Raw genomic sequence first — 20,809 nt, 5'->3', positions numbered from 1 at the left:
ACGTCTTGATACTGGAATTTGACTTGCACTAGGCCGGAATTCCGGCCGACGGCCGTTCGCGGTCGTGCAGAGCCGGGAGTTTAGCTGCTTGCCGATGGGAGACGCAGACCCTTTTTATTTTGAAAGCTATTTTGCGAGTCTCGTTGCCATTTTTTTCGAAAGCGGTCGGATTTTACTTTCGGGGCTTGTCTGCGTCTGACGCTACAATCGCGCCTATCCCAAACAGGCGCGTCTTTCCATGCTGTACGTTCTCGTAGCGTTTCTGGTTTCGCTCATCTCGACCTTGCTGATCGTTCGCTACCGCTCCTGGCACGATGGCCTGACCGCCGATCACGATTTGGAGGGTGTGCAGAAATATCACTCGGCCCCCGTCCCCCGCATTGGTGGTCTGTCCCTTCTTATTGCCAGCGGCGTTACCTGCGCCTTGGTCGCGGTACGCGAGCCCGATGTCCTGCCCAGTATGGTGTTGCTGCTGGCCGCTGGCATGCCCGCCTTCCTGGGAGGATTTGCGGAGGATCTCACCAAACAGGTTAGGGTATTGGTCCGATTGGGTCTGGCGATTCTTTCCGGCGCGGCGGCTTATTATCTGCTGGATGCCGCCGTGACGCGTGTCGACATTATCGGAGTGGATTGGCTGCTGCAGTTCGGCGTGGTTTCACTGGTATTTACCTCGGTGGCCATCGGCGGCGCCGCAAACGCAATCAACATTATCGACGGGTATAACGGGCTCGCCGCCGTGGTTTCCGCCATGATATTGGCGGGATTTGCCTACGTGTCGTTTTATCTTGGCGACCGCTTTCTCCTGATCGTGGCGCTGAGCACGCTGGGTGCTGTTATCGGATTCCTGGTTTGGAATTATCCCCATGGTCATATATTCCTTGGCGATGGCGGCGCGTATTTCCTGGGCTTCATTATTGGTGAACTGTCCGTCTTGATGCTGGCAAGGCACCCCGAAGTTTCGGCCTGGTTTCCCCTGCTTCTTTGCATCTACCCGGTTTTTGAAACGCTCTTCTCGATTTACCGGAAGAAATGGCTGCGGGGCCGCTCTCCCGGCGCCCCGGACGGCGTACACCTGCACATGCTGATCTATAAGCGGCTGGTCCGGTGGGCCATCGGCTCGCGTGAAGTACGGCACCAGACGCAGCGTAATTCCATGACGTCGCCGTATCTGTGGTTGTTATCGTCCCTGGCGGTCATTCCGGCGGTGCTGTTCTGGCAGCAGCCCTGGTTGCTGATGCTGTTCACTGCGGTATTTTCCACCACCTATATCGTGCTTTATCGGCGCCTGGTTTTGTTTCGCATGCCGAAGTGGATGATCGTCAAGAAAAAGAAGCGGCGATAATCCATCCATGCTCCCGTCCCGCTGCTGCATAGCTGCAGCTAGGGGCGGATCGCGCAGCAAGGACCATTGTTGATGTACAGTTCGGGCTGCGTTGAACGGGGCACGCCAACATTGGCTGAAAGGCGGCTCCAAGCACGAATCCCTGCTCATGCCCACACGAATCCTCATCGTCCGCACGTCCTCCCTGGGCGATCTTGTCCACATGCTGCCCGCGATCACGGATATCGCACGGCATGTTCCGGACGCGCAGATCGACTGGGTTGTCGAGGAGGCATTTGCCGAGATCCCGTCGTGGCATCCTGCCGTCAACGAGATCATCAAAGTGGCGCATCGCCGCTGGCGCAAGTCCTGGTGGTCCGCGCAAGTGCGGGCCGAGCGGCGTGCGCTGCGTGAACGCCTGCGCTCCGTGCAGTACGACGTGGTCCTGGACATGCAGGCGCTGCTCAAATCGGCCTGGCTCGTACGTCAGACGCATGGCGTGAAGCATGGCCTGGACTGGCGCTCGGCGCGCGAGCCCCTGGCTTCGCTTTTCTACAACGTGCGCCACCGCGTGGAATTCTGGCAGCCGGCGGTCATCCGCCAGCGCAAGCTGGCGGGCCTGACTTTCGGCTACCAGCATGCCGGGCTGCCGGACTTTGGCCTGCAGGGTTTCGCCCGCCAGGCGACGCAGGCGCCTGAGCCCGTCCTGGAGGTGGGCAGCGCCGGCCTGAACACGACCGAGCTTCCGCGTTTGCACCATCTGGACACCGATCGCGGCTACGCGGTGATCATGCCGTCGGCCAGCCGCGACGACAAGTTGTGGCCCGAGGATGACTGGCGGGTGGTCTTCCGCCGCCTGCGCGAGGCGGGCTGCACGCTGAAGCTGCTGGCCGGAAACGACCAGGAGGCCGAGCGCGCCGGGCTGCTGGTGGCTGGCATGGACGGCGCCGAGGTCATGCCTCGGATGGACCTGACCTCGGTGGCACGGCTTTTAGCCGGTTCGCGCCTGATGGTCGGGCTGGACAGCGGGCTGACCCACCTCTCCGCGGCCCTGGGCCGCCCCACCATTGGTATTTACCGCGCGTCCACGCCGGTTCGTACGCCACTGGTGGGCTCCAATTACACCGCCAGCCTCGGCGACCGCGGCGCTTCGCCGTCACGCGAAGCCGTAATGGCCTCGGTCGAGCAGGCGCTGGCCGCGCAGTGACATGAACCGCGGCGTCTACACGCTCGCGCTACGGGCCCTGGCGCCGCTGATCTGGCTGTGGATGGGGCGCCGGGCCAAACGTGCGGGGGGGCGCTGGGAGATCTTTTCGCCCGAGCGCTTTGGCCGCCCGGCGTCACCTTCCTCTTTGCTGGCGAACCCGGTCTGGGTGCATGCCGTGAGCCTGGGCGAGACGCGCGCCGCGCTGCCGCTTTTGCAGGCGCTGCTGGCCAAGGGGCTACCGGTGCTGCTGACGCACATGACGGCGACCGGTCGCGCCGAAGGGCAACGCCTTTTCGCGGACGCCATCGAACGCGGTCAGCTACGCCAAGCCTGGCTTCCCTACGATTTTCCGGGCGCAACCCGCCGCTTCATGGCGGCCCACCGCCCGCGCTGCGGATTGTTGATAGAACGCGAAATCTGGCCCAATCTGCTGGCCGCCGCGCGCGGGGCGAAGGTGCCCATGGCGCTTGTAAGCGCGCGCTATTCCGCGTCGTCCCTGCGCCAGGCGCGCAGGATGGGCAGCGTGATGCGCCAGGCCCTGGCTGGGCTGGACCTTGTGCTAGCTCAGACCGCCGAGGACGCAGCCCGTCTGGCGCAGGCGGGTGCTCCGGCGGCTGTTGTGACGGGCAGTCTGAAGTTCGATCTGGTCCTGCCGCCGGCGCAGGTGGAAGCGGGAAGGGCGTGGCGCATGCAGTTGGGACGTCGGGTCGTTGCTGTCGCCAGTACGCGCGAGGGCGAGGACGATCCGTTCATCAACGCGATCAAGCGCCGCACCGCGATGCCCGGCGGGCCGCTGTTTCTGCTGATCCCGCGTCATCCGCAGCGTTTCGAGGAAGCCGCCCGGATGCTGCAGGGCGCGCAGCTCAGCTACGCCCGTCGTTCGGATGGCACGGTCCCCGGGCCGGAAACTTCCGTGCTGTTGGGCGATTCCCTGGGCGAAATGGCGTTCTACTATGCGGCGTCGGACGTGGCGATCGTGGCGGGCAGCTTCGCGCCATTGGGCGGGCAGAATCTGATCGAAGCTTGCGCAGCCGGTGTTCCGGTCATCGTCGGGCCTCACACCTTCAATTTCAAGCAGGCGGCAGAGGATGCCATCGAGGCGGGCGCTGTGCAGCGAGCCGCCGATGCCGCCCAGGCGGTGGACGCCGCGATGGCCCTGCTGGACGATGACGAGCGTCGGCGGCGGGCCAGTCAGGCCGCGCGTAAGTGGTTCGACCTGCACGCGGGCGCAACCGCCCGCACCGTGGCGGAGCTGGCGCCCTTGCTGAACCGGCCGGCTGTCGATCGCTAAGGCGCCTTGCGGGGGGCCAGCGTGACCGCGCCAGGGTTCAATTCCTGGCTGAAGCGCCGCCCATCCCGTCCTTCGTCTTCCGGGCGCGCGCCCAGCCAGCCCTGTCCCAGGGCATAAACCCCCAGGTTGGCCAGCAGGATCAGTATGAAGAGCACTCGCATGCCGGGCCTTTTGTCAGGGCGTGGTGTTGAGCGTGGCGCGCGCCACGGCGGCCAGGCCGTCCAGGACAGGATGCTTCAGGTACACCGGCACCGGCGAGGCGCCGAAGGCGCCGCCCGCGTCGGCCAGCAATCGTTCGATTTCCTGATGCACCTCTGGCCAGCCGCCGCCCGCCGCGTAGATCTGCGGCGTCTGGCCGTAGCGCTGGCGCCCCGCCAGCCATTGGCGCACGACGGCGCCGGCCTGGGCCGCGGCGATGCCGGAAGCGATGGCTTCATGCGTATCGGTGGGATAGGGCACGACCTGTCCATTCGCGATGGGCAAGTTTGCAGTGCCGTGGGCCAGCGAGGTGCGCATCATGGCCGGACCCGGCAGGATCAGGCCGCCAGCAAAAACGTTGTCCGGGCCTACGGTGTCGATGGTGGTCGCGGTGCCGAAGCTGGCCAGCACGAAGGGCGGGTGGGTGCCCGGCAGGCGCGAGAGCACGCCCAGCAGGGACGCCCAGCGGTCGGCGCCCAGCTGGGTGGGCGTGCGATAGCTGTTGACCAGGCCCAGCGTCGTGGCCTGCGACAGCGACCACGTCACGCCGCAACCGTGCTTTTGCAGGATGGCCTCGATAGCTTCGCCGCGCGCCGCGCCTGCCACGTTTACGCCCAGTGCGCGCAGCGGCGGCTGAGGCAACGCGGCCAGCCAGCTGTCCAGCGCATCGAGGTCCAGGCCGTCGAAGGCGATGGCCGCCGGCTCGCGCGGCATGTCCGGGTTGCTGGCGTCCAGCCAACCCACCTTGAGACGGCTGTTGCCGGAGTCGATGAGAATGATCATGCTTGGCGTCGAATCGAAATTTCACCGACCGAGATCGGTGTGGCGCCCTCGGGCGTTTGCACCAGCAGGCGGCCTTGCTCGTCCACGCCGCACGCCGTGCCGCTTAGAAGAATAGCGCCCTTGTCCAGCACGTTCACCCTGCGGCCGGCCAGCGCGTCCACCTGGTCGAAACGCTGCCTGAAGGCGTCAAAGCCCTCGCGCTCCAGCGTGCTTACCGCTACCTGCCAAGCCGTAGCGCTGGCGCAAATCAAGTCGGCGGCCGTGGCGGCGTGCGCGGTCCCGGCTTGAACCTGCGTCCAGTCGGCCACTTCGCGACCGAGGGCCTGCGACAGTTCCGCGGCGTCGGCCAGGTTCACGCCCATGCCGATCACGACGGTATAGCCGGTGTCTCGGCCGGGGTTGCGCGTGGTTTCCACCAAGATGCCCGCCAATTTGGCGTCGTGCCACTGGACGTCATTGGGCCACTTCATGCACAGTGCGCGCGCGTCGGCGCCTGCGACGGCGCGCAGGGCTTCGCAGGCGGCCACGCCAGCAAGCGGCGACAGGGCCGCCAGCTGCGTGGCGGGCAGGTGCACGTCGAACGCGCAGGAAAACATCAGCGTCGAGCCCGAGCGGTTCTGCCATGGGCGGCCAGCACGGCCGCGTCCGGACTCCTGCTGGTGGGTCCCCAGCAGCCACGGTTTGCCCGCACCAGCGCCCGATCGGGCGCGGGCGAGCAGGTCCGCATTGGTCGATCCGGTGTTGGCGGTCCAGGCAATGTCCTGGAAGGCGGGCAGGCGCGAACTCAGCGTCCGGGCAAGGATTTCCGGGGCAGGCAGGTCGATGGGGCAGACTTGGTCGGGCATGGCGGCGATTGTAGGGCACGCAGGCCGCGCTCGCGGCCGCTGGGGCCCTGCGTATATGATTGGCGATACATTTTTGCATCGGTACCCCGACGACATGCCGCATTCTGCTTTGCTTGCGACCGCCGCCGCGCCTTTCCGCCACGAAGGCGGGATCTGCCACGTGGGCGGGGACTGGAGCGTCCTGGCGCTGGCGGAGGCGGGCGAGGTCGAACGCCGGCGTTCGGCGCTGGCGCGGGCAGCCCAGGACGGCGCACGCTGGGACATGCATGCCATCAGCCGGCTCGACACGATCGGTGCGCTGCTGATCTGGCAGGCCTGGGGCGAAAGGCTGCCCGAACGCGTTCGCTGGGGGGCGGGGCAGCAGGATGTGTTCAATGCGCTGGCGATGAACAAGGGCGAAACCCCGGTCGCGCCGCCAAAAGCCGAAACCTGGGCGGGTGTGCGCGCGGTGGGCAGCGCGGTCCTGCGGGGCGCCGAAAACGGCAAGGCGCTCCTCGTCATGCTGGGCCAGCTGGTTCTGGATGTAGGCGTGATGCTGCGCCGGCCGCGTCTGGGCCCCTGGCGCGAAATCTCCGCGCAGGTGTACCGCACGGGCGCGCAGGCGCTGGGCATCACGGCCCTGGTGGGCTTCCTGATCGGCGTGGTGCTGTCTTATCTATCGGCGCAGCAACTCCAGATGTTCGGCGCGGACCGCTTCATCGTGCGCCTGTTGGGCGTGTCCATCGTGCGTGAACTGGGCCCGGTGCTGGCCGCCATCCTGGTCGCCGGCCGATCCGGTTCCGCCATCACGGCCCAGATCGGCGTCATGCGCGTGACGCAGGAACTGGACGCCATGCTGGTCATGGGCATCTCGCACGGACAGCGGCTGATCCTGCCGCGGGTGGTGGCGCTGGCGGTGACCATGCCGCTTCTGGTGCTTTGGACCAGCGCGATGGCGCTGCTGGGCGGCATGCTGGCCGCGCAGGCGCAGCTTGGCGTGTCCGCGCAGTGGTTCCTGCAATCGCTGCCCGACGCGATCACGCTGACCACCTACTGGATCGGCATGCTCAAGGGCGTCACGTTCGGCATCCTGATCGCGCTCATCGCCTGCCACTTCGGACTGCGCATCCAGCCCAACACCGAAAGCCTGGGCCGCGGCACCACCACGTCCGTCGTCACGTCCATCACGGGCGTGATTCTGCTGGATGCGGTCTATGCGGTCATTTTCAGCACGGTGGGCATCTGATGAACAGCGCTACTCAGCACCGGCTGTTCGCCGAAGAGGGCGTCACCGTCGAGCCCGTCATCACCGTACGGGGTCTGCGCACGGCCTTTGGCGACCACGTCGTGCACGACAACCTGGATCTGACCGTGTTTCCCGGCGAAATCCTGGTGCTGGTCGGCGGGTCGGGCACCGGAAAGACGGTGCTGCTGCGGCAGATCATCGGCCTGGACGTCCCGGCGGCGGGCACCGTAAAGGTGCTGGGTCACCCGTTGTTGGACCTGTCCGCGGGCGAACGACGCCGCCTGTCATACCGTTGGGGCATGCTGTTCCAGGCGGGGGCGCTTTTCTCGGCGCTTTCGGTGTTCGACAATGTGGCGTTGCCCCTGCGGGAACTGCGCACGGTTCCAGAGGACCTGGTGCGCGATGTCGTCATGTGCCGGCTGGCCATGGTGGGCCTGTCGTCGCGGGACGCTGACAAGCGTCCGTCGGACCTGTCAGGGGGCATGGTCAAGCGTGTGGCCTTGGCGCGCGCGCTGTCGCTGGACCCGGAATTGCTGTTCCTGGACGAGCCCACGGCCGGCCTGGACCCGCTGCGGTCCGACGAGTTCGTGGACCTGGTGCGCAGCCTGCACCGGCAGTTGGGCTTTACCGTCATCATGGTGACGCACGACCTGGACACGCTGCTGGCCCTGGCCACGCGTGTCGCCGTGCTGGCGGACAAGCGGGTGATCATTTGCGATACGGTGCCTGAAGTCCTGAAGGTGGATCACCCGTTCATACATACATTCTTCCTGGGCGAGCGCGGCTTGCGCGCGCTGGGAGACCTGGCACCGAAGGGAATGCATCATGGAAAACCGTAGTCATGCGCTGATGGCCGGTATCTTCACGCTGGTCTTGCTGGCCGCCGCGACGTTGACGGCCATCCTGATCGGTCGCGACCGGACCCAGCTCCAGCCCTATGAAATCATTTCGGCCACGGCCGTCACCGGCTTGAATCCGCAATCGGCGGTGCGCTACCAGGGCGTGCCCGTTGGCCGGGTGCAATCGCTGGCGCTCAATCCCAACAAGCCCGGCCAGGTGCGCATCCGAATCGGCGTGGCGCCCAATACGCCGATTACCGAATCGACCTGGGCCGAGCTGGGCGTGCAAGGCGTCACCGGGATGGCCAACGTCGACCTGCGCGACGACGGCACATCGCTCAAGCGCCTGACCTCCACGCCGGAAAGCCCCGCCGCCATTCCGCTGCGCCCGGGTTTCCTGGACCGTATCGAACAGCGCGGCGACAAGCTGATCTCCAACGTCGAAGTTGCCACCGAGCAATTGAAGCGCGTGCTGAGCGAACAGAACGTGCAGGCGCTCACGGCCAGCCTGCAGAACGCCACCGACATTTCGCAGTCCCTGAAAGAAGCCAGTCGCGACCTCGCGCCTGCCCTGGCCAAGCTCGGTCCGCTGATGGATTCCCTGAACAACACGTCGCGCCACGCTGACCGCGCCGCGCGCGAAATCGCCGATCTGGCGCAGCAGGCCCGCCAGTCGCTGGCGCGCCTGAATGCGCCGGACGGTCCGCTGGCCGTTGCTACGCGCAGCCTCAACGACATCGCCCTTGCCGCCGCGCGGCTGGATGGCGAAACCCTGCCGGCGTTCACCACGATGGCCAATGACGTCAGCACGGCCGCGCGCGGCGCCGCCGTTACCCTGCGCCGTGTGGACAGCACGCCGCAATCCTTCTTGTTCGGTCCCGCGCCCATCGCGCCCGGACCTGGCGAGCCCGGCTTTGCCGGGTTCCGGAGATAGACCCAATGAAGATGCGCAGCGCCATACTCGTTTTGACCCTGGCCCTGGCCGGCTGCGGCATCGGCCGCGTCGACGCGCCGCCCGCGTTGTTCGACCTGGGGCTGGACGCCAGGCCCGTGCCCGCGCTGCCCGCGCGCGGCCCCATTGCGCTGACGTTCCAGGCGGCGCCCGGCCTGACCGACACCGGCATGATCTGGCGCGTGGGCGACAGCGCGGCGCCCCGGTCTTATGCGACATATCGCTGGGCGGCATCGCCGGCGGATCTGGTGCGCCAGCGCCTGACCGACCGACTGTCGCGCCAGGGCGTGGTCCTGAACGATCGAATCAGCCTGCAGACGCCACAGTTGCAGGTGACGCTGGGGCAGTTCGAACAGGTCTTCTCCGAAGACGGCCAGTCCAGCCAGGGCCGCATCCTGCTGCAGGCGGTGCTGCTGGATGGACGGTCGGTAGTGGACCAGAAGCGCCTGCTGGTGCAGGTGCCCGCGCCCACGCAAGATGCCGAGGGCGGCGTCGCGGCGTTGCGCCAGGCTACCGACGAGGCTAGCGACCAGATGTCGCAGTGGCTGGCCGCCACCCTGAAGCCTCCCGTCGCGGCGGTGCGCGGAAAGTGAGCTTCGGCTCGCGCCCGCGCGTCGGCATTGCGGTCGGCCGGCGTTCCACGGCCCGGGCCGGGCGGTTAACATCGTTCCTTTTTCCGCACGCTGAGTCACGCCATGTCCGCACGCACTGAAACCCACGCTTTCGTCGGCGCCGCCGGCCGCATCGATTGCGCCATCGACTGGCCCGCCGGCACGCCGCGCGGCTGGGCGCTGGTGTTGCATCCGCACCCGCTGCAGGGCGGTGCGCGCGAAAACAAGGTGGTCACCACGCTGTCGCGCGCCTGCGTGCAGCATGGCCTGGTGGCGGTGCGTCCCAACTTCCGCGGCGTGGGTCAGTCGGAAGGCGCGTTCGACAAATCCGTCGGCGAAACCCAGGACATGCTTGCCGTCGTGGCGCAAATGCGCGAACTGCATCCCGAACTGGCGCAGGCGCCGTGGGTGCTGGCCGGCTTTTCGTTCGGTACGGCCGTTGCGGCGCAGACCTACGCCGCGCTTGCCGACCAGGGCGAAACGACCTTGCCCTCGGCCTTGATGCTGATGGGGCCGGCCGTGAACCGCTTCCAATCGCACGAAGTGCAGGTGCCCGACGATACGCTCCTGGTCCACGGCGAAGAGGACGAAGTCGTGCCGCTGTCCGAGGCCATGGACTGGGCGCGTCCGCGTTCGATCCCGGTCGTGGTGGTGCCGGGCGCCTCGCATTTCTTCCACGGCAAGCTCCTGGTGCTGCGCCAGCTGGTGCAGGCGCGCCTGAAGGTCGCGCTGGACTGAGCTTGCCTCACTGCAATCCGCAGGTTGCATCAGGTTGCATGTTTTAGGCGCGCGGGGAACCCCGCGTGGCCAGGACGGGTCTGATCGACTGCCTATAATTGTCAGCCACTTGCCCCGCGCCGGCGGGCGTCATTCCTGGACCCACGTTGCCGATGAAGAATTTGCCTTACTCCGCTCAATCTCCCGTTGTCTTTACCCGCCGCCTGTTGTCCGGCGCGGTGTTATCGGCGATGCTGGCGGCCTCCATGCCGACCTGGGCGCAGCAGGCGCCTGCCGCTCCCGCCGCTGCGCCGGCCGCGGCGGCCACGGCGCCGGCCCCCACGGGGGCGGTTCCTGTCGGCGACGTATCCGCCGTGCCGGCGCCCACGATCGCCGCCAAGGCCTGGATCGTCATCGACGTGAACAGCGGCCAGACGCTGGCCGCCTCCAACCCGGACATGAAGGTCGAGCCCGCCTCGCTGACCAAGATCATGACGGCTTACGTCGTGTTCAATGCGCTCGAGGAAAAGCGCCTGACGCTGGAACAGACGGTGCCGGTGTCCGAGCACGCCTGGCGCACCGGCGGTTCGCGCATGTTCATCGAACCGCGCAAGCCGGTCACGGTGGACGAACTGAACCAGGGCATGATCGTGCAGTCGGGCAACGACGCCTCCGTCGCGCTGGCCGAAGCCGTGGGCGGCAGCGAGTCGGCCTTCGCCGCCCTGATGAACCAGGAAGCCGAACGCCTTGGCCTGAAGAACTCGCACTTCATGAACGCCACGGGCCTGCCCGACCCTCAACACACGACCTCCACGCGCGACTTGGCCACCCTGTCCGCGCATCTGATCACCGATCACCCCGACTTCTTCCACTACTACAAACAGAAGAGCTACACCTACAACAAGATCACCCAGCCCAACCGCAACCGCCTGCTGTGGGCTGACCCTTCGGTTGACGGCATGAAGACCGGCCACACCGACTCGGCCGGCTACTGCCTGGTGTCGACCGCCGTGCGCGGCGACCGCCGCATCCTGGTGGTCGTGGTGGGCACGGACAGCGAAGCCACTCGCGCCGAAGAAAGCCTGAAACTCCTGAACTGGAGCTTCCAGAACTTCGACACCGTCAAGCTGTTCGACAAGAGCCAGCCCGGCATCGACGCCCGCGTCTGGGAAGGCACGGCCGAAAACGTCAAGCTGGGCCCGCCCAACCCGGTCTCGATCGCCGTGCCGCGCGGCAAGGCCGGCGACCTCAAGCCGGTCGCGCAACGCACCGATCCGCTGATCGCGCCGCTGGCCAAGGGCCAGCAGGTCGGCACGCTGCAGTTCACGCTGGACGGCAAGGTGCTGCGCACCGAGCCGCTGGTGGTGCAGGACGCCGTGGAGCGCGCCGGTTTCTTCGGCCGCATGGTCGACACCGTGAAGCGCTGGTTCCAGTAATTGGTGCGCCGCGGCTGTGGCCGCGGGTGTAAGCTAGCAGCGGGCGTTTCGTGCGCGAAACGCCCGTTTTGCATTCATCGGGGGCGAGTCGGGTGGCTCGTCCCTGTGTCTTTCCAATTTCAGGAGTGCCTCATGATTCCGGGCGTGCCGGGCGAAAGCCAGGTGTATCTCAACGGTGAATTCCTGCGCATGGACGAGGCCAAAGTCTCCGTCCTGGACCGCGGCTTCATTTTCGGCGACGGCATCTACGAAGTCGTCCCCGTGTATCAGGGCAATGCGTTTCGCATGGCCGAACACCTCGACCGCCTGGACCGCAGCCTGGCCGCCTTGCGGATAGCGCAGCCGTTCGACCGGGCCGGCTGGACCGACCTGATCCAGCAGCTGCTGGACCGCACCAACCTGGACACCTGCATCGTCTACCTGCAGGTGACCCGTGGCGTGGCCAAGCGCGATCATTCGTTCCCGTCCCCCGCCGTCACGCCCACGGTGTTCGGCATGATCTCGGCCTGGGCGCCGCCGTCGGCCGAGCATCGCTCGCAAGGCCTGGCCGCCATCAGCATTCCCGACGAACGTTGGCTGCACTGCGAAATCAAGTCCGTGTCCCTCTTGGGCAACGTGCTGGCCAAGCAGCAGGCGGTCGACGCCGGCGTCGACGAGGTCCTGCAGTTCCGCGACGGCTACCTGACCGAAGGCGCTTCCACCAACATCTGGGTGGTCTCGGGCGGCAAGCTGCTGGCTCCGCCCAAGAACAATCTGATCCTTGAAGGCATCCGTTATGGCCTGATGGGCGAGCTCGCGGCCGAAGCCGGCATTCCGTTCGAATCCCGGCGCATTTCGCAAGCCGAGGTCGAGCAGGCCGACGAACTGATGCTGTCGTCCGCCACCAAAGAGGTGCTGGCCATCGTGTCGCTGGACGGAAAACCCGTCGGCGAGGGCAAGCCCGGCCCCGTTTTTGAACGACTACGCGCGGGTTATGATGCCCGCATCGCCGCGCTGTAATCCAGGCGCCGGGCGGCTCTGGCGGCCGCCCGCCCAGCGCCCGCCGGCTCTTGCCGGCGCGCCGCTTGCCTCCATATAAGAACATTCAGGGGCAACTCTTTTTAGGCACATCATGCATATTCCGCCCGAAGATTCTTTGATCGAATATCCCAGCGACTTTCCCATCAAGGTCATGGGCAAGCATCACCCCGACTTCGCGCAGACGCTGACCGAAGTCGTCCTCCAGTTCGACCCCGGGTTCGACGCTGCCACGGTGGAAATGCGCCCCAGCAAGGGCGGCAACTACCTGGGACTGACCTTCACCGTGCGCGCAACCTCGCGCGAGCAGCTCGACGCCCTGTACCGGGCGCTGCATGGCCACCCGATGGTGTCCATCGTCCTGTAAAGGCAAGACCGCTGTGATCAAGTGGCTCGCGCGGCCGGCGGAGTACCTGCCGGTCTGGCAAGAAATGCAGGCCTACACCAGCCTGCGCGACGCCGATACGCCGGACGAAATCTGGCTGTGCGAGCACAGTCCCGTCTACACGCTGGGCCAGGCCGGCCTGCCCCAGCACGTGCTCAACCCCGGCAATATCCCCATCGTCCACTGCGATCGCGGCGGGCAAGTCACGTACCACGGCCCTGGCCAGGTGATGGCCTACGCCCTGTTCGACCTGCGCCGCGCCGGCATGTACGTGAAAGAGTACGTGGCGCTGCTGGAATCGGCCGTCATCGACACACTGGCCGAAATGGGCGTGGATGGCGCCTGTCGCAAGCCCGGCGCACCGGGCGTCTACGTGCCGGACCCGGCGGGCGGTGAGCTCGCCAAGATCGCCGCGCTGGGCATCAAGATCCGCAACGGAAGGGCATACCATGGCGTATCGCTGAACGTCGAGATGGATCTGGCGCCCTTCCTGGGCATCAATCCCTGTGGCTACGAAGGGCTGCGCACCGTCGACATGACGGCCTGTGGCGTGCGGCGCACGCCTACCGAAACGGGCGATGCGCTGGCGCACAACCTGGCGCAAGCCTGGGACCGCCGAAGGAATACGAATTGAAGACCTACACCGCGGCCGAGGTCGCTGCCACCACCCCCGAACAACTGGCGCGCTTGCGCGAGTCCGGCCCGCCCGAGGAATACGCCGCCTGGATTCGTACCGCGGCGGAACTGGGGCTGACCGAGGCGCAAACCATCTACGGCCAGATGCTGCTCGACGGCGTAGGGGTGGATCGCCAGCCGGAAGAGGGGTTGGCGTGGTTCAAGCGCGCCGCGCACGCGGATCACCTCATGGCCATCAACATGGTGGGCCGTTGCTACGAGAACGGATGGGGCGTGGCGCCTGACGATACGGTCGCGGCGTACTGGTTCCGGCGGGCCGCCGATGGCGGCCTGGACTGGGGCATGTACAACTACGCCCACATGCTGCGCAGCGGTCGGGGCGGCGTGACACAGAACCAGGCCGCCGCGCTGGCCCTGTACCAGCAGGCCGCGCAAGCCGGCCACGTAAAGTCCATCGGCGTCGTGGGTCGTTACTACGAAGCGGGCGACGTGGTCCCCCAAGACATCGCGCGCGCGTTCGACTGCTACCAGCGCTGCGCGGAAGGCGGCGACTTCCGGGGCATGTTCCACCTGGGCCGGTTGATGCTGCTGCAGGGCAAGAAAGAGGACGCCGTGCAGTGGCTGGTCCAAGTCCCTGAAACCGCCACGCCGGCTTTCCTGAAGGAAGCCAACGGCATGTTGCAGGACTGCGGCTTCCCGGCCCTTTACGAAGTGCAGCCCTGACGCCGAAGTGCAGCCCTGACGCACCTCAGGTGCTCAGGCGGGTCTCCAACACCGTTTCCATCACATCATGCTGGCCGGCGCCGCGTTCGCCGTCCAGCCGATCCAGCAGCATCTGGCCGGCACGCCGGCCCAGGTCGGCGGCATCCACGCCCAGCGTAGTCAGCCCCTGCACCCATTGGGCCGCGCTGCCATCGTCCGTGAACCCAAGCACCGCCAGATCCTGCGGCACCTGCAGGTCCCGGTTGTGCGCCTCCGACACGGCCGCGGCGGCCAGCAGGTCGGACGTGCAGAACACGGCATCGAAGATCGTATTGGTGGTCAGGAGGCGCAGGAAGGCCATGCGGCCGTCATTCATGTGCTGGACCTCGGGTTGCACGATGTCGGCAACCTGCTCCAGCCCCAGCGCCGCGACGCTGCTGATAAAACCCTCGCGCCGGGCACGTTCCCACGGATTGTCGGCGCTCACGCAGGCCACCCGCGCATAGCGCTTTTCGGCCAGGTGCCGGGCCGCCATGCGGCCGGCTTCGACATTGTCGATCGCCACCACGCTGTCCATCGCCTGCGCCGACGCGCTCCAGGTCTCGACAACCGGAATCTCCAGCGCGATCAGGGCGGCCCGCAGCGCGGGATCCTCCAGCGTGCCGATGACCAAAGCGGCGACGGGGCGCAGGGCCTCCAGCCGGGGCAGCGTCGCGGCGCTGTGCCAGGGGGCAGCCGCCAGATAGTAGCCAGCCGGGCCAAGCAGCTCGCCGCAGGCCTGGATAGCCTGGGCGGCGGGGCCGGCGTCCAAACGGGGAGCGATCAAGGCAATGGGGGCGGGCGAGGGCAGGGAAGACATGGCAAAGGCGGGAAATACGTCAGGCCAGACGATAACCCAGCCCGGCCGGTCGCCGGGCCCGCCCAGCGCTCACGAGTTGGATCGGGCCGCGAAGGGTAAAATGCCATTTTTCCAGCCGACCCGGCCGTTCCGCGCGCCGGTCATGAAGGTGTCCCATGTCTACGCTTGCCGAGTCTCCTGTGCCCTCGAACGAATCCGCCGCCGCGCCTGCGGACGCGGTCTACGATCCGACGCAAAAGCAGAAATCGCAGGCCAAGACGGCGCGCATCCCCATCAAGATCATTCCCGCCGAACGCCTCAAGAAGCCCGAGTGGATCCGCGTCAAGGCCGCCGCGCCCGGCTCGCGCTTCTACGACATCAAGCGCATCCTGCGCGAGCACAACCTGCACACCGTCTGCGAGGAAGCGTCCTGCCCGAACATCGGCGAATGCTTCGGCAAGGGCACGGCCACCTTCATGATCATGGGCGACAAGTGCACGCGCCGCTGCCCCTTCTGTGATGTGGGTCACGGCCGCCCTGACCCCCTGGACACCAAAGAACCCGAAAACCTCGCGCGCACCATCGCGGCGATGAAGCTGTCCTACGTCGTCATCACCTCGGTCGACCGCGACGACCTGCGCGACGGCGGCGCCGGCCACTTCGTGGACTGCATCACCCACATCCGCGAACTCTCGCCCACCACCCGCATCGAGGTGCTGGTGCCCGACTTCCGCGGCCGCCTGGACCGTGCATTGACCATCCTGAACGCCGGCCCCCCGGACGTCATGAACCACAACCTCGAAACCGTGCCGCGCCTGTACAAGCAGGCGCGCCCGGGTTCGGACTACATGCACTCGCTAAAGCTGCTGGCCGAATTCAAGAAGCTGCACCCCGAAGTGCCCACCAAATCCGGCCTGATGCTGGGCCTGGGCGAGACCGACGAAGAAATCCTGCAGGTGATGCGCGACATGCGCGAGCACAACGTCGACATGCTGACGATCGGCCAGTACCTGCAGCCGTCGGAGCATCATCTGCCGGTGCTGCGGTACGTGCATCCGGACACGTTCGCGATGTTTGAGCGCGAAGCGTATGCGATGGGGTTCTCGCATGCAGCGGTGGGGGCGATGGTGCGGTCTTCGTACCATGCGGATGAACAGGCGCATGCGGCGGGGGTGAATTAACCTGCCGGGCGTTCATTATCGTTGGTAGGGACTTCTGGCCGCTGGCCTGGCGTTTGGCCTTAATCTTAATCTTTTGCACCTCGGGCGAGTTCGGTCCGGGTGTGCTCTCGCTAGTACTTAGGCCATCATGTCGCGCCTCACGGTTGCAGCCGGCCACAGCGAATTTTTCCGCCGCCCCGGTTCAGCTGGGGGCGTCCCGCCGCGGTCTCGGTTCAGCGCCAGGCCACAAGACTCTTATACAGGTGGTGCGCTAGCCGCGCCGAATCATTACATTGAGGGCAACAGTCTGGATTGGCCTCGAAATTTCACGGCAATTCATACGGTCAGTTAAGCGTATGCGGGTTCGCCGTGATGGGCATCGCCGCCCGTTTCCGGTAGGGTAAAATTCTCGTCATTTTCGATTAAAAGAGCGCGCCAATCTGGGTAAGCGTTCAGTGGGGTTTTGAATGGCTTTTTTTCCGATTTTCTTGTCGATTGTTTTTGTTGTGCGCAACCAATCAAGACATATTGAAAAAATACTAACTGATGCCGCGTTTTGTGTCGCCCCGCTTGTCAGTGACTATGAAATCATCGTCGTCGATAACGCGTCCGACGACGATAGTGTTTCCGTTCTCAAAACACTCACCGGTGAACGTGGTCTTCCCAATCTGCAAATATATGCATTGACCAAAGAAGTCGACGCTGACACTGCGTCATGGGCTGGGTTGGAGAATGCATTGGGCGATTTCGTCGCTGTCATTGATCCCATGGCTGACAGCGTGGAATTTCTACCGGAAATGCTCGAAAAGGCCGTCAGTGGCGCAGATGTGGTTTTCGCAAACAATCGGCAAAAAGCTCCCCAGTCGGGGGCCTATCGATTGTCATACGCCGTGTTCAACGGGCTCTATAAGCATTTTAATGGCATTCACCTCGCCAAAGAGGCTCCCCAGTATCGCGTACTGAGTAAAAGAGTCGTCAACTTTATTCTTCAACATTCACAGCCTGCAATGACATATCGACATCTCCCCGCAACCGGGGGATTCGCGCGCGTCAACCTGAATTACAGCGCAGAACCGAAGCTCGCGCACATCAAGCGATTAGGTGAAAGCGTCGACCGAGGTATGCGGTTGATGGTGTCCAGCACCCGTGCGCCGATGCGCATCGTCACGTCATTGTCATTGTTTGGCGCTGTGGCCAACCTTGTTTACTCCGTCTACGTTGTCATCGTGGGAATGCTCAAGGCTGATGTCGCGCCTGGCTGGGTCAGCCTTTCCCTCCAGCAATCGGGAATGTTTTTCTTGATTTCACTTGTACTTCTTGTGCTTGGTGAATACATCCTGCATATGGTCAGCCTGTCGAACGAAGGGCCTCTCTATCATGTTGGGCAAGAGTTCACCAGCGCTCGCATGACTCGGCGTGAAAGACTGAATATTGAAGAAGTGGAAGCGGCGGTGTCGGAAAGCCTTTTGGACGAAGAATCCAAACGGATTGCAAAATGCCAGCCATAGGTAATCACCACGATGCGGTCGTTGTCGGAGGCGGATTCTACGGCGCTGCAATAGCTATCTACCTCGCCAAGCAACGGGGATTCAAGCGTATCGTGCTTGTGGAGCAGGAATCAGCGCTCCTGCAACGTGCTTCATACAATAATCAGGCGCGCGTCCACAATGGTTATCATTACCCCCGCAGCTTTACGACCGCATATCGAAGTCGCGTCAATTTGCCAAAATTCGTGCGTGACTGGCCGGAGGCGGTGACGCAAGATTTCACCAAGCTCTATGCCATTGCGCGCCGCAATTCCAAGGTCACCGCCAGACAGTTTGAGCGGTTTTGCCGCGAGATTGGCGCAAGAATTCAGCCGGCGGAGCCCTCGCTCCGTGCCCTGTTCGAGCCGAACTTGATCGAGGACGTGTTTCTGGTCAATGAATATGCATTTGATTCAACCAGGTTAGCCAATTGGGCAGCAAGGGAACTGCGGGACTGCAGAGTACACGTCCATCTTCAAACGCGTGTGACCGCGATTTCCAAAGGATCAATGCACCCACTGAAGGTGGCCTTAGCACACGCGGATGGATCTGAACAGCTACTCGACTGTCACTACGTTTTTAACTGCACCTACAGTGGTTTAAATCAGTTCGGGGGTGATTTCCCTGGCACCAGGACACGTCTCAAACAAGAAATTACCGAAATGGCGCTGGTGAAGGCCCCCGCCGCTCTCTCCGGCTTAGGCATCACAGTTATGGATGGCCCGTTCTTCTCGATGATGCCATTCCCTGCACGCGGTTTACACACGCTTTCGCATGTGCGTTATACCCCTCACATGCACTGGAGCGATGACCGCGAGGTCAATCCGTATCAGAAATTGGGTGAGTATGAACGCGCAACGCGGGTCGACCGTATGGTCCGGGATGTGGGCCGGTACTTACCGGCTGTGCTTAATGCCACGTATGTTGAGTCGTTGTTCGAGATAAAGACCGTATTGATGAAGAATGAGGGTGACGACGGCCGACCAATTCTTTTTGAGAAACACTCGGAACTGCCAGGCTGCTTTTCTGTGCTCGGCGGAAAAATTGACAACATTTACGACGTTCTTGAAAAATTGGATGCGGAAGATCTCGCGTTCACAACAGGAGCGCAGTCCGCTGCATCCGGAGCAATGAAATGAACAACGCATTAATTGGATATTCAGGCTTCGTAGGGTCTACGCTGCTCAAGCAGACGTCTTTTGAATCGCTTTATCGTTCTACAAACATCGGCGACATCGCGATGCAATCGTTCGATATCGTTGCATGCGCCGGCGCTCCTGCGCAGAAGTGGATTGCAAACCGTGAGCCGGAAAGTGATCTTAAAAAGATCGAGGGCCTCATGGCGCACCTCAAAACTGTGCATTGCAAGACCTTTGTGTTAATAAGTACTGTCGATGTATTTAAAGATCCGATGGCTGTGAACGAAGAATCCCCGGTGGATGAATCAGGGCTTCACGCATATGGACGGCATCGTCGGTTGCTCGAAAAATTTGTCGAGGCTCACTTTCCAAGCCATCTGATAGTGCGGCTACCAGGGCTTGTTGGCCCAGGGCTAAGAAAAAACGTTATCTACGACTTTCTAAATTCGAACAATCTGCACGCCATTGAGAGTCGCGGTGTGTTCCAGTTCTACCCTATGGTGAACCTATGGTACGACATTCAAACCGCGCTCCAGGCCGGTTTGAAGTTGGTTCATCTCACTGCTGAACCGATCAGCGTAGCCGACGTATCCAAGAAGGGATTCGGGACGGTGTTCGACCACGAGTTGCTCGGTGTGCCTCCGAGCTACGATATGCGAACCATACACGCCCAAACGTTTGGCGGGGCGGGTTTTTATCAGTATGGTGCTCGCGAAACTATCCAGGCCATCAGAGCATATGCGCAGTCCGAGCCTGTCACGATAAAGACCGATTCAGAGGTGAAATCTTGAGGCTTGCCATCTCGAACATTGCCTGGGATGCCGCCGAAGATGACGTGATCGCCGCGTTGCTTCAGCGCTACGGTGTTGATGCAATCGATGTCGCTCCGGGTAAATATTTCGCGGATCCATCCAAGGCATCCGACGAGGACATCGCTCGTGTGAAAACGTGGTGGGCTGATCGCGGCATCGAACTCACAGGCATGCAGGCATTGCTATTTGGCACCTCGGGCTTGAATGTATTTGGCACACCAGATTCGCAGGACGCAATGCTGCGTCACCTGGCAGCGGTATGCCGAATAGGAGCAGGTCTCGGATCTAAGCGAATTGTCTTTGGTTCCCCGAAGAATAGAGATCGTTCCGGCCTGAACGATCAAGAAACCATGGCCATCGCGGTTTCTTTTTTCAGACGCCTTGGGGATATCGCTCATTCCCATGGCGTTGTGATCTGTTTGGAGCCTAATCCGACATGCTATGGCGCCAACTTCATGACCTCGAGCCGTGAAACGTTAGAGGTTGTGCGCCAGGTCGGCCATAGATCCATTGGAATGCAACTGGACACAGGAGCGCTCGCCATTAACGGCGAGGATCCATGGATTGTTCTTGAACACTGTGCATCTCATGTGTGCCACGTCCATGCAAGCGAGCCAGACTTGTTGCCCCTGGGTGATGGGGGGGGGAATCATGCAAAGGCTGCTGCTGCAATGAAGAAATATCTACCCGACCACTTGGTGTCCATTGAGATGCTGGCCACCAAGAATGAAGCGCACGTTGCGTCGATTGAGCGAGCTTTACACGTGGCGATACGATACTACCGAAACGAGAGTGTTGAGGTTCACGAATGAAGTGGCTTGTTTTGATTCTTGGCATCGCATCGAACGCTTCGGCCAGCGTTCTGGTCAAGATAGCCATGACGCCGCCCCGTAAATTTCCGTCCTTCAGTGCACCCATGGCCGCATTGCAAAATTGGCCTTTTTGGCTGGGCCTCGGTCTTTACGGCGTGGCATTTCTGCTCTACGCGGCTGCATTGGCCCGCCTGCCCCTAAATGTGGCGCATCCCGTCCTCACAGCGGGAGCGATCGCCACAGTAGCCCTGTGTTCGGCAGCCATATTTCGAGAGCCGTTCCCATGGACGACTGCAGTCGGTATTGCACTGGTAATCGCCGGTGTTGCACTTATAACGGCCCGGGTGGGCTAAAGGC

General features: G+C 63.6%; 23 protein-coding genes. 19 read left to right on the top strand and 4 right to left on the bottom strand.

The window, feature by feature from the left end:
• Window positions 1-238: 238 nt before the first annotated feature.
• The 3 genes from RT614_RS19190 (at window position 239) to RT614_RS19180 (ending at window position 3,819) form a co-directional block, all read left to right on the top strand.
• Window positions 239-1,342 carry a glycosyltransferase gene (locus tag RT614_RS19190; protein ID WP_313623719.1) on the top strand — a complete coding sequence of 368 codons (1,104 nt, stop codon included), beginning with the start codon at window positions 239-241 and terminating at the stop codon, window positions 1,340-1,342.
• A gap of 148 nt (window positions 1,343-1,490) precedes the next feature.
• Complete coding sequence (gene waaC / locus RT614_RS19185; protein WP_313623718.1) at window positions 1,491-2,528, top strand: lipopolysaccharide heptosyltransferase I; 1,038 nt, start codon at window positions 1,491-1,493, stop codon at window positions 2,526-2,528.
• Between the two features lies 1 nt (window position 2,529).
• Window positions 2,530-3,819, top strand: a complete 1,290-nt coding sequence (locus RT614_RS19180) for a 3-deoxy-D-manno-octulosonic acid transferase (protein ID WP_313623717.1) — start codon at window positions 2,530-2,532, stop codon at window positions 3,817-3,819.
• Here RT614_RS19180 and RT614_RS19175 read toward each other — a convergent pair.
• From RT614_RS19175 to RT614_RS19165, 3 genes are read right to left on the bottom strand one after another with little or no spacing between them, the layout of a single operon-like run.
• Entirely contained in the window at window positions 3,816-3,980 is a 165-nt protein-coding gene (locus RT614_RS19175; RefSeq protein WP_313623716.1) for a hypothetical protein, read from the bottom strand. The genes RT614_RS19180 and RT614_RS19175 overlap by 4 nt on opposite strands.
• 13 nt (window positions 3,981-3,993) lie before the next feature.
• A complete protein-coding gene (locus tag RT614_RS19170) occupies window positions 3,994-4,800 on the bottom strand; it encodes a type III pantothenate kinase (RefSeq protein WP_313623715.1) in 807 nt (268 codons plus the stop codon).
• The gene (locus RT614_RS19165) at window positions 4,797-5,645 is read right to left on the bottom strand and encodes a biotin--[acetyl-CoA-carboxylase] ligase (protein ID WP_313623714.1); all 849 of its coding nucleotides are present in this window, start codon (window positions 5,643-5,645) and stop codon (window positions 4,797-4,799) included. The genes RT614_RS19170 and RT614_RS19165 overlap by 4 nt, the downstream gene beginning before the upstream one ends.
• Before the next feature lie 94 nt (window positions 5,646-5,739).
• On the opposite strand from RT614_RS19165, the gene RT614_RS19160 reads away from it, so the two are divergent.
• The 10 genes from RT614_RS19160 to RT614_RS19115 all read left to right on the top strand — a co-directional run bounded on the left by RT614_RS19160 (window position 5,740) and on the right by RT614_RS19115 (window position 14,186).
• On the top strand, window positions 5,740-6,870 hold the full coding sequence (locus RT614_RS19160) for an ABC transporter permease (protein WP_313623713.1): 1,131 nt from the start codon (window positions 5,740-5,742) through the stop codon (window positions 6,868-6,870).
• On the top strand, window positions 6,870-7,709 hold the full coding sequence (locus tag RT614_RS19155; protein ID WP_313623712.1) for an ATP-binding cassette domain-containing protein: 840 nt from the start codon (window positions 6,870-6,872) through the stop codon (window positions 7,707-7,709). The genes RT614_RS19160 and RT614_RS19155 overlap by 1 nt, the downstream gene beginning before the upstream one ends.
• Window positions 7,696-8,643, top strand: coding sequence for an MlaD family protein (locus tag RT614_RS19150; RefSeq protein ID WP_313623711.1), 948 nt, complete (start codon window positions 7,696-7,698; stop codon window positions 8,641-8,643). The genes RT614_RS19155 and RT614_RS19150 overlap by 14 nt, the downstream gene beginning before the upstream one ends.
• Before the next feature lie 5 nt (window positions 8,644-8,648).
• The gene (locus RT614_RS19145) at window positions 8,649-9,254 is read left to right on the top strand and encodes an ABC-type transport auxiliary lipoprotein family protein (protein WP_313623710.1); all 606 of its coding nucleotides are present in this window, start codon (window positions 8,649-8,651) and stop codon (window positions 9,252-9,254) included.
• 102 nt (window positions 9,255-9,356) lie between these two features.
• A complete protein-coding gene (locus tag RT614_RS19140; protein WP_313623709.1) occupies window positions 9,357-10,010 on the top strand; it encodes a CocE/NonD family hydrolase in 654 nt (217 codons plus the stop codon).
• A 152-nt stretch (window positions 10,011-10,162) separates the two neighbouring features.
• Window positions 10,163-11,425, top strand: a complete 1,263-nt coding sequence (locus tag RT614_RS19135) for a D-alanyl-D-alanine carboxypeptidase family protein (protein ID WP_313623708.1) — start codon at window positions 10,163-10,165, stop codon at window positions 11,423-11,425.
• 132 nt (window positions 11,426-11,557) lie between these two features.
• The gene (locus tag RT614_RS19130; RefSeq protein ID WP_313623707.1) at window positions 11,558-12,424 is read left to right on the top strand and encodes a D-amino acid aminotransferase; all 867 of its coding nucleotides are present in this window, start codon (window positions 11,558-11,560) and stop codon (window positions 12,422-12,424) included.
• Window positions 12,425-12,536: 112 nt separating this feature from the next.
• Window positions 12,537-12,809 carry a YbeD family protein gene (locus tag RT614_RS19125; protein WP_313623706.1) on the top strand — a complete coding sequence of 91 codons (273 nt, stop codon included), beginning with the start codon at window positions 12,537-12,539 and terminating at the stop codon, window positions 12,807-12,809.
• A 13-nt stretch (window positions 12,810-12,822) separates the two neighbouring features.
• On the top strand, window positions 12,823-13,461 hold the full coding sequence (gene lipB, locus RT614_RS19120) for a lipoyl(octanoyl) transferase LipB (RefSeq protein ID WP_313623705.1): 639 nt from the start codon (window positions 12,823-12,825) through the stop codon (window positions 13,459-13,461).
• Window positions 13,458-14,186 (top strand): tetratricopeptide repeat protein, encoded by a 729-nt coding sequence (locus tag RT614_RS19115; RefSeq protein ID WP_313623704.1) that lies wholly within the window; start codon window positions 13,458-13,460, stop codon window positions 14,184-14,186. Before lipB ends, RT614_RS19115 begins: the two co-directional genes overlap by 4 nt.
• 25 nt (window positions 14,187-14,211) lie before the next feature.
• Here the strand turns inward: RT614_RS19115 and RT614_RS19110 are convergent, their stop codons facing one another.
• Window positions 14,212-15,024 (bottom strand): substrate-binding domain-containing protein, encoded by an 813-nt coding sequence (locus RT614_RS19110; protein ID WP_313623703.1) that lies wholly within the window; start codon window positions 15,022-15,024, stop codon window positions 14,212-14,214.
• 155 nt (window positions 15,025-15,179) lie between these two features.
• Between RT614_RS19110 and lipA the strand changes: the two genes are divergently transcribed.
• The 6 genes from lipA (at window position 15,180) to RT614_RS19080 (ending at window position 20,805) form a co-directional block, all read left to right on the top strand.
• Window positions 15,180-16,184, top strand: coding sequence for a lipoyl synthase (gene lipA, locus RT614_RS19105; RefSeq protein WP_313623702.1), 1,005 nt, complete (start codon window positions 15,180-15,182; stop codon window positions 16,182-16,184).
• 446 nt (window positions 16,185-16,630) lie between these two features.
• Window positions 16,631-17,671: a glycosyltransferase gene (locus RT614_RS19100; protein ID WP_313623701.1), complete on the top strand. Its 1,041-nt coding sequence runs from the start codon at window positions 16,631-16,633 to the stop codon at window positions 17,669-17,671.
• The gene (locus RT614_RS19095) at window positions 17,659-18,828 is read left to right on the top strand and encodes an FAD-dependent oxidoreductase (protein WP_313623700.1); all 1,170 of its coding nucleotides are present in this window, start codon (window positions 17,659-17,661) and stop codon (window positions 18,826-18,828) included. The genes RT614_RS19100 and RT614_RS19095 overlap by 13 nt, the downstream gene beginning before the upstream one ends.
• The gene (locus RT614_RS19090) at window positions 18,825-19,619 is read left to right on the top strand and encodes a pyridine nucleotide transhydrogenase (protein ID WP_313623699.1); all 795 of its coding nucleotides are present in this window, start codon (window positions 18,825-18,827) and stop codon (window positions 19,617-19,619) included. The genes RT614_RS19095 and RT614_RS19090 overlap by 4 nt, the downstream gene beginning before the upstream one ends.
• Window positions 19,616-20,452 (top strand): sugar phosphate isomerase/epimerase family protein, encoded by an 837-nt coding sequence (locus tag RT614_RS19085; RefSeq protein WP_313623698.1) that lies wholly within the window; start codon window positions 19,616-19,618, stop codon window positions 20,450-20,452. Before RT614_RS19090 ends, RT614_RS19085 begins: the two co-directional genes overlap by 4 nt.
• A complete protein-coding gene (locus RT614_RS19080; protein WP_313623697.1) occupies window positions 20,449-20,805 on the top strand; it encodes a multidrug transporter in 357 nt (118 codons plus the stop codon). Before RT614_RS19085 ends, RT614_RS19080 begins: the two co-directional genes overlap by 4 nt.
• Window positions 20,806-20,809 lie beyond the last annotated feature (4 nt).

Source organism: Achromobacter sp., from assembly GCF_032102605.1.
Taxonomy (GTDB): domain Bacteria; phylum Pseudomonadota; class Gammaproteobacteria; order Burkholderiales; family Burkholderiaceae_B; genus Achromobacter.
The sequence above is the reverse complement of the archived record's forward strand: the minus strand, read 5'-3'. Positions and strand labels throughout refer to the sequence as shown.